Raw genomic sequence first — 6,809 nt, 5'->3', positions numbered from 1 at the left:
CTGCTATACTGCGGTTGCATTAGTCGGTCGTTGCTCTGGCGTTTGGGATGGAGCCGCCCGCGGTGGGCGGCCTTTGTTTTTTGAACGCGCAGGCGACGTCGCTTCTAAGCAAAGGCCAGGAGGCCTGCACGTTCATGATCGAAGGTACAGTCAAGTGGTTCAACGAGTCCAAGGGTTTCGGTTTTCTCTCTCGCGAGGGTGGTCCCGACGTTTTTGTCCACCATTCAGAGATCAAGGCCGAAGGCTTTAGAACCCTCAATGAGGGTGACAAGGTCACGTTCGAAGTCACCGATAGCCCCAAAGGGCCTCGGGCCGCGAACGTAACCATAAGCCGCTAACGACTCCGCGAAACGAACCATCTGAAGCCCGGGCCCGCCAAGGCCCGGGCTTTTTGCTTTCCAGAGCAAGAGCGCTTTTCGGACCGGCAGGCGGGGGCGATGGTCCGGTCCCTCTCCGAGGGGGCTCCCTCCCTCACGCGGAGTCCGTAGCCCGGGGTCGACAAGGGGCGCCCCTCAAGCCAGCTGGTTGGTCACGAGGGTTGAGTGACTCCCTTGTAGCGTGACACACTGACTCGCCCACATGACGGGCGCTACGGCCAAGAGGGCAGGGGTTCACGTGGAGCGTCGAGACCCCCGCCGAGGTTTGGCGGACGCCGCAGGAAGCGTGAACGGCACATCGAGGATGCCGACTCCGATTAAGTGTCCCGACCCCTTGTGTTCTCTCGGGAAAGCGCGTAGAGTACGGCCCGATTAACCGCTTTCCTGAGCCGCTGTCCTCACCTTCCCCGCCTCTTTGGACAGCTCCTCGCTAAGCAACGGGGTTTGCGCGGGGAAGGGGGCACATCTTGAAAAAGCAGGTGTTGGACCGCCGGACGCAAGTCCTGGCCTGGGCCACGACCGTGCTCCTCCTTTGGCCCCTTTTCGTCGTCCCGGGCCGAGCGCCGTGGTCGGGCATCATCTGGGCGGCTGCCCTAGCCGGCTCGTTCGTCCTCGCAGCCACGGGGCTCGTCGGTAGAGAGCTGTCCCGCTCGCCGACGCTGATCGGCCCCAGCGTCGAGGCCACGCCGAGGGCCATCGCCGATGCTAGCCGCCTTCGCCATTGCGGTGCCGGCAGTGCCCGAAGGGTGAACACGGTATGTGAGCAACGGAAGGAGGCCTGATGCGTCGTCTCCGAGTCGCGATCGTCGATCTGCTCGAGAAGGGTCCCTCCAACTCCCTCTGGGCCCGGGCAATGCAGCCCAACTTTGCGAGCATCATGCCCCAGGTCATCGGGGTCTGGTGCGAACAAGCCGGGCACGATGTCACCCTCGTCTGCTACACCGGACGGGAGGACCTCACCCGCGAGCTGCCCGACGACACCGATCTCGTGTTCATAGCCTCCTATACCCAGACCGCCCACCTTGCCTACGCCCTGGCCAACATCTACCGAAAGCGCGGCACGGCTACGGCGCTCGGAGGATCGCACGCGCGGTGCTACCCGGACGACGCTGCTCGGTACTTCGACTACGTCCTCGGGTTCACCGACCGGGCGATCATCGATGAAGTGCTGAAGGACTGCGCGCCCCACCGGCCGGTCGGACTGAGGCTTGCCGCAAAGCGCCAGCCCGCCCAGCTCCCCGGAGTGAGGGAACGATGGAAGTTCATCGAGGCCACCATCGCCAAGGCCTCCGTCATCAAGATCATTCCTATGATCGGGAGCCTCGGCTGCCCCTATACCTGCAGCTTCTGCATCGACGCCGCCGTCGACTACCAGCCCCTGGACACCTGCCAGATCCGTGACGACCTCCGTTTCCTGCTCTCTCAGGTCAAGCGTCCGATGGTCGGCTGGCATGATCCCAACTTCGGTGTGCGCTTCGACGAGATCATGACCACGATAGAGGCCGCCGTCCCCCCCGATCGCATCGACTTCCTGGCCGAGAGCAGCTTGTCGCTCCTCTCGGAACCGCACCTGCAGCGGTTGCAGCGCAACGGGTTCAAGGCGATCCTGCCCGGGATTGAGTCCTGGTATTCGCTGGGCGGCAAGGCCAAGACCGGAAGCCGCACCGGCATCGAAAAAGTGCGGCAGGTCTCGGACCACGTGAACACCATCCTGCGCTATGTGCCCTACGTCCAGGCAAACTTCGTGCTCGGCCTCGACGACGACGTGGGCGAGGAGCCCTTCGAGTTGAGCAAGCTCTTCGTGGACATGACCCCCGGGGCCTTCCCCGCCTACTCGCTGCTCTCCGCTTTTGGCCAAGCCGCCCCCCTCAACCTCGAACTGCAGCGCGATGGCCGCGTCCTGTCCACTCCCTTCCACTTCCTCGACAACAACCAGGCCACCAACGTCCGGCCCAAGAACTACACCTGGCCCGCGCTCTACGACAACATCATCAGCCTGCGGCGCCATTCATTCTCCTGGCGCGCCATCGGGCGGCGGATATGCGCCAACCGCGTAAGCACCCCCGGCATGATGAACTTCGTGCGTGCGGTGTCGGAGGAGGGCTTCGGCCGCATCCGCCACGACTCCACCGTCCGCCGGCTTCTCGACCACGACACGTCGGTGCGCTGCTTCTTCGAAGGCGAGAGCGAGGTCCTGCCCACGTTCTACACGGAGCGGGTGCGGAAGGATCTCGGCCACTGGTGGGACGCCCTCCCCGAGGGGTCCCTTCGTCACGACCCCAACGCCTATCTCAAGGCGCATCAAGCGGCCCAGGTTCGCCCGGCCACGTTCGCTGTCGCGCGACCTGGGGCGGCCAGCATCTAGATGTCGCGCCGGTGACGCCACATCCCGTCGCCCGCTACATTCCTCTTCTGATCGAAGGTGACGAGCGGGGGCTGCGGGACCTCTTCCGCGGGCCCCCGCGGGTCAATGATCCCTACCTGGGCTGGGTCGAGGAATCAAGCTTTGACCAGTTCGTCGAGAACAGCTATCAGGGGCTCCAAGAGCGGAGCGCGACCGTCGAGCACCTCGCAACAACCGCCACCGGCGGCGGCGCTACCGAGGAGTGCATCCTCCACCTGGTGCGGTCCAAGGACATCGTTTCCCTGCCAGTGGCGATCGCGAGCGACACCTCGCCGGACGCACGGCTGGACTCGATCCGAATCTACCACAGTATGCGGCCGCTGCTCGGGTTCCATATGCTGCGCGCGCCCATTCTGCCTGTCCATGCCACGCTCGTTCTGCCCGACGTCATCGGCCGTTACCACGACTGCCTCGCCCGGGGCGACCTTCCCGGCATACTCGAGCAGTTCGCGCCCGGAGGGCTGCTGCGCGAGCCAGGCGAAGCCATAACCGTCCACCGCGGCGCCGTCGAACTGCGCCGGTTCTTCACGCTCCTCTTCTCCAAAGGCGGCGGGCTCGGCCTCGAGCACTGTGCGATCGCCGACGAGGGCGCCTCCTGTGCCCTCGAGTCCGTGCTCACGACCTGGGGCCACACGCGGCTCCCCCGCCAGGCGGCGGCCGCGGTCTATGAACGGGCCGAGACGGGGCTCCTGGCCGAGGTCCGGTTGTACGACGACGTCGACTACCCCCTCCAGGTGCACTAAAGTCGAGAGTCCACACCTATCCCCCGGATTCGGCTGTCTACGCGGGCCCTCCCCGAGCGTAGCTTCAAGCCCCGGACGCCCAGCCCAACACGAGACCCTCAGCGGAGCCTTGCCGTGAAAGCGTCCAACGCTTCGTAACGCGATCGGCGGGCATCGGAAGTGGCCTGGGTCGCATCGCTCAGATGCAGGAGCTGGTAGCCGCTTTCCTTGTCATAGCGGGGCCACTTCGGCAGGCCAGCACCATTCGGATCCCCGGAGCGAGCGAAGTTGGTCCAATAGGACATCATGAGGTCCGAAAGCTCGAGGTCGACCGCCTCCCACGGGACTCTTGGCGACGAGGCCAGCGCACCGAAGACGTATTCGATCTCGCCGGCATGGCGTGCGCCGACGTCCTTGGCGGTCACCGGCCGACCGCTTCCCCTGGTGTCGGGGGCGAGCGGGATCACCCGGTCGAAGGAATATCGGAAGACCGCAGAGCGCCCCGTCTCCAGATGCATCTCGATCCACTTCCACGTGGCGTATCCTGTGAACATATCGCTGGCGAGGGAGGCCGCGGACTCGAGGGCTTCGGCGTCCGAAGCGGCCGGATAGGCCTTGAGAATGGCTTCCGCGTTGTCTCCGAACCTTGCGCGGGTCTTGTCGGCAAAGGTCTTCGCCGTGGGCTTCTCGGGGGCCAGGGTAACCGCAGATCGGCTCTCATCGGCGTTCCACCCAGCGAGCAACTGCACCTGGCTCTGCCTGCCCGCGGCAAAGGTCGCGTAGGCAGTCTCCCGCAGCATGTAGCCGTCGATTGTCGGGCCGAACCACGGCCGATTCCCGAGCGATGCCTTCAGAATCTCATCGGCCGACCGCGCTCGGAGAGCGGCTAACGAGTCGGCGCCCAAAGACTCGGTAAATCGCTGGCCCGCCTCTTCGCTCGCGGCCAACGACTTCGGAGCAAGGGGCCCGTCTCCGACAGTGAAAAAAGCGCCGCTCTCGCCGATCGCTCGCTGGAAGAGGCCCCGGCCGAGAGATGAGGCCATGAGGGCGCTGACCGAGAACGAGCCGGCGGACTCGCCGAAGATGGTCACGCGCATCGGATCCCCGCCGAAGGCCGCGATGTTCCTCTGGATCCATTGGAGCGCCGCCACATGGTCCAGGAGGCCATAGTTCCCCGAGGCGCCGTGGCCCAATTCCTTGGTCAGCTCCGGATGGGCCAGGAACCCGAACACGCCGAGTCGATAGTTGATGCCGACGACGATGACCCCCTTTTCGGCCAATCGCTCGCCGTCCTGCCGCGGCTCCGACGCAGAGCCGGCCACGAATCCCCCGCCGTGGATCCACACCATGACAGGCAGGCCCTTGGATGGGGGGTTGGACGGCGTCCACACGTTGAGGTACAGACAGTCTTCGCTCGGCTCGTCGCGAAAGACCATATCCTCGAAGATCCGGCCCTGCATGCAGCGCGGGCCGAAGTCGGTCGCCTTTCGAACTCCCGGCCACGGCACTACGGCCTGTGGTGGCTTCCAACGGCGGTCGCCCACGGGCGGAGCGGCATACGGGATGCCTTTGAAGGCCGCACCGTGTGAAACAGATCCCGGAGTGCCCTCGATGAGCCCGGCCTCGGTCCGCACCTGTGCGCCAGCGGCTCCAGCCACGACGAGCAGCGCGGCGAAGGCCATCAGCAGTCCCCAGGGCTCGACGCCCCACCCTTTCGGCATGTTCCCCCCACTAGGTTCCGCCCGATTGTGCCACGAGAGCTTCGACGAGCTTCCGGGACGGGACCCCTGCGATCCGGCGGTCGCCGACGCCGAGCATGCACCCGGCAATTGCCTCGGCCCGTCTTCCCAAAAAGTGAAGGGTGCGGTACGTGTCGACTAGCGGACGGGACACGTCAGAGAGGGGCCTGGGGGCCCGAACTGTCGCAAGGGCGGTAGGCGGTCAGCGGGAACGACGGTCCCGCTGACCGGTTGGCCCGACCAGAATCAGTGGTCTTCTTTGTCGTGAGCCGCCCGGAGCTGCCCCCGGATCTCGCCGCCGGGGTTGGCTACGGTATGGACGTTAACGTAAGCATCTCCCTGCCGGATCGCGTTGGCAAGGTCGCGAAGATTATTGATGACATGGGGACACGTCGATCCCGCAGGGGGAGGTATTACGTTGGCATCTGTAGCGGTGGCGTTTTCTACCCACCTACCGTCCACGTCCCACCCGCGGCTATGGAATCCGGCCAGGAACACCACGATCGGGCCATTCACGCCTAGGGGCGCACAGTGGATGTGGGACTGGGTCACGCGCACGCCCTTCCGGACCGCCAGCTCGAACTGCAGCTTTGTCTCATCTTCGTTGAAGGCGATTTCGACCCTCCCTGTCGCATTGGTCTGGACGGCGGGGACTTCACCCGAGCCCAAGAGCCTAGCTCCGAACTCCCGGTCGTCGTCAGCGCGGATCCCGCCCGTCCAAAGGACTGCAGCCAGCCCCGCGATCACGGTAAGAAGCCTCATCCTCATTTCGCACCTCCCTTACAGACGCCTCGTACGGGCCTTTCTCGAAGCAAGCCACATGCCGTGCGGGACTATCGGGGAATCTGCGAATCCGCCTGACGCGCATCGAATCGTCTTACGCCCGCCGTAAGTGCTTACGGTTTCCGAAGAGTCCGATGTGCAGCGTGACGCAAGGGGGGATGGTGGGTCTCGGACCAGGACGGAACTGGAATCATGTCGAGGTAGTGCCGGTGACCGACGGCGCCTGCACGGAACCCGTGGATCTCCACGTTCCGCCACCCAACACTGGGTTCCCCACAGGCTCGGTCACGCTGATTTGCGGGAAGTGCGTCAGATCACTACGGATCGAGCCTCGCACATCCGTCTAACTCATTCAAAGACTGCAGAGTACACGGCGTGGTTCGTTTTGTCGCCACGTGGTAGTTCAAAAAATGCTTGACACAACGCCCCAAGGCCTTTATTTTGCGCACGTTGCTGGCTCTAGTTGTCGACGGGCCAGCCGCACGCGCGCTCATTCTGGGCGAGGCTGATCTTGGCCCTGCCGGTCCCCGGGCAGATCCGCAGTGGAGGTCAGAAGCAGGTCGTGCGACGAAAGGGAGCAACGCAGGCAGATGTGTCCGAGAAACGCAACCGAATCATCAACCGAGGTGGCCACGCTGGGGGTGTGTCGGACGGCGGGTTTCAGGCGCTGGGCGGTGACTAACGATATGACAAGACTCACCGCCGGAGTGCGAGTATGTGGATCGGCTCGTTCCGGGCAGGGAAATCCCGGCTGAGCAGGCGCTTTAGCCGGCGCAACAAGTAG

General features: G+C 64.7%; 6 protein-coding genes. 4 read left to right on the top strand and 2 right to left on the bottom strand.

Features of this window, described 5'->3' with window-relative positions:
• The first annotated feature begins 134 nt into the window (after positions 1-134).
• From VN461_20460 to VN461_20445, 4 genes are all read left to right on the top strand, one after another.
• Positions 135-338 (top strand): cold-shock protein, encoded by a 204-nt coding sequence (locus VN461_20460; protein ID HXB57149.1) that lies wholly within the window; start codon positions 135-137, stop codon positions 336-338.
• A 506-nt stretch (positions 339-844) separates the two neighbouring features.
• A complete protein-coding gene (locus VN461_20455) occupies positions 845-1,159 on the top strand; it encodes a hypothetical protein (GenBank protein ID HXB57148.1) in 315 nt (104 codons plus the stop codon).
• Complete coding sequence (locus tag VN461_20450; GenBank protein HXB57147.1) at positions 1,159-2,742, top strand: radical SAM protein; 1,584 nt, start codon at positions 1,159-1,161, stop codon at positions 2,740-2,742. Before VN461_20455 ends, VN461_20450 begins: the two co-directional genes overlap by 1 nt.
• A gap of 11 nt (positions 2,743-2,753) precedes the next feature.
• The gene (locus tag VN461_20445; GenBank protein HXB57146.1) at positions 2,754-3,524 is read left to right on the top strand and encodes a nuclear transport factor 2 family protein; all 771 of its coding nucleotides are present in this window, start codon (positions 2,754-2,756) and stop codon (positions 3,522-3,524) included.
• A 98-nt stretch (positions 3,525-3,622) separates the two neighbouring features.
• Here VN461_20445 and VN461_20440 read toward each other — a convergent pair whose 3' ends face one another.
• Positions 3,623-5,224 carry a carboxylesterase family protein gene (locus VN461_20440; GenBank protein HXB57145.1) on the bottom strand — a complete coding sequence of 534 codons (1,602 nt, stop codon included), beginning with the start codon at positions 5,222-5,224 and terminating at the stop codon, positions 3,623-3,625.
• 264 nt (positions 5,225-5,488) lie between these two features.
• Entirely contained in the window at positions 5,489-6,010 is a 522-nt protein-coding gene (locus tag VN461_20435; protein ID HXB57144.1) for a CHRD domain-containing protein, read from the bottom strand.
• Positions 6,011-6,809 lie beyond the last annotated feature (799 nt).

It is taken from the genome of Vicinamibacteria bacterium (genome assembly GCA_035570235.1).
Taxonomy (GTDB): Bacteria; Acidobacteriota; Vicinamibacteria; order Fen-336; family Fen-336; genus DATMML01.
Note: the sequence above shows the minus strand (reverse complement) of the source record. Positions and strands in the feature narration are given on the sequence as shown.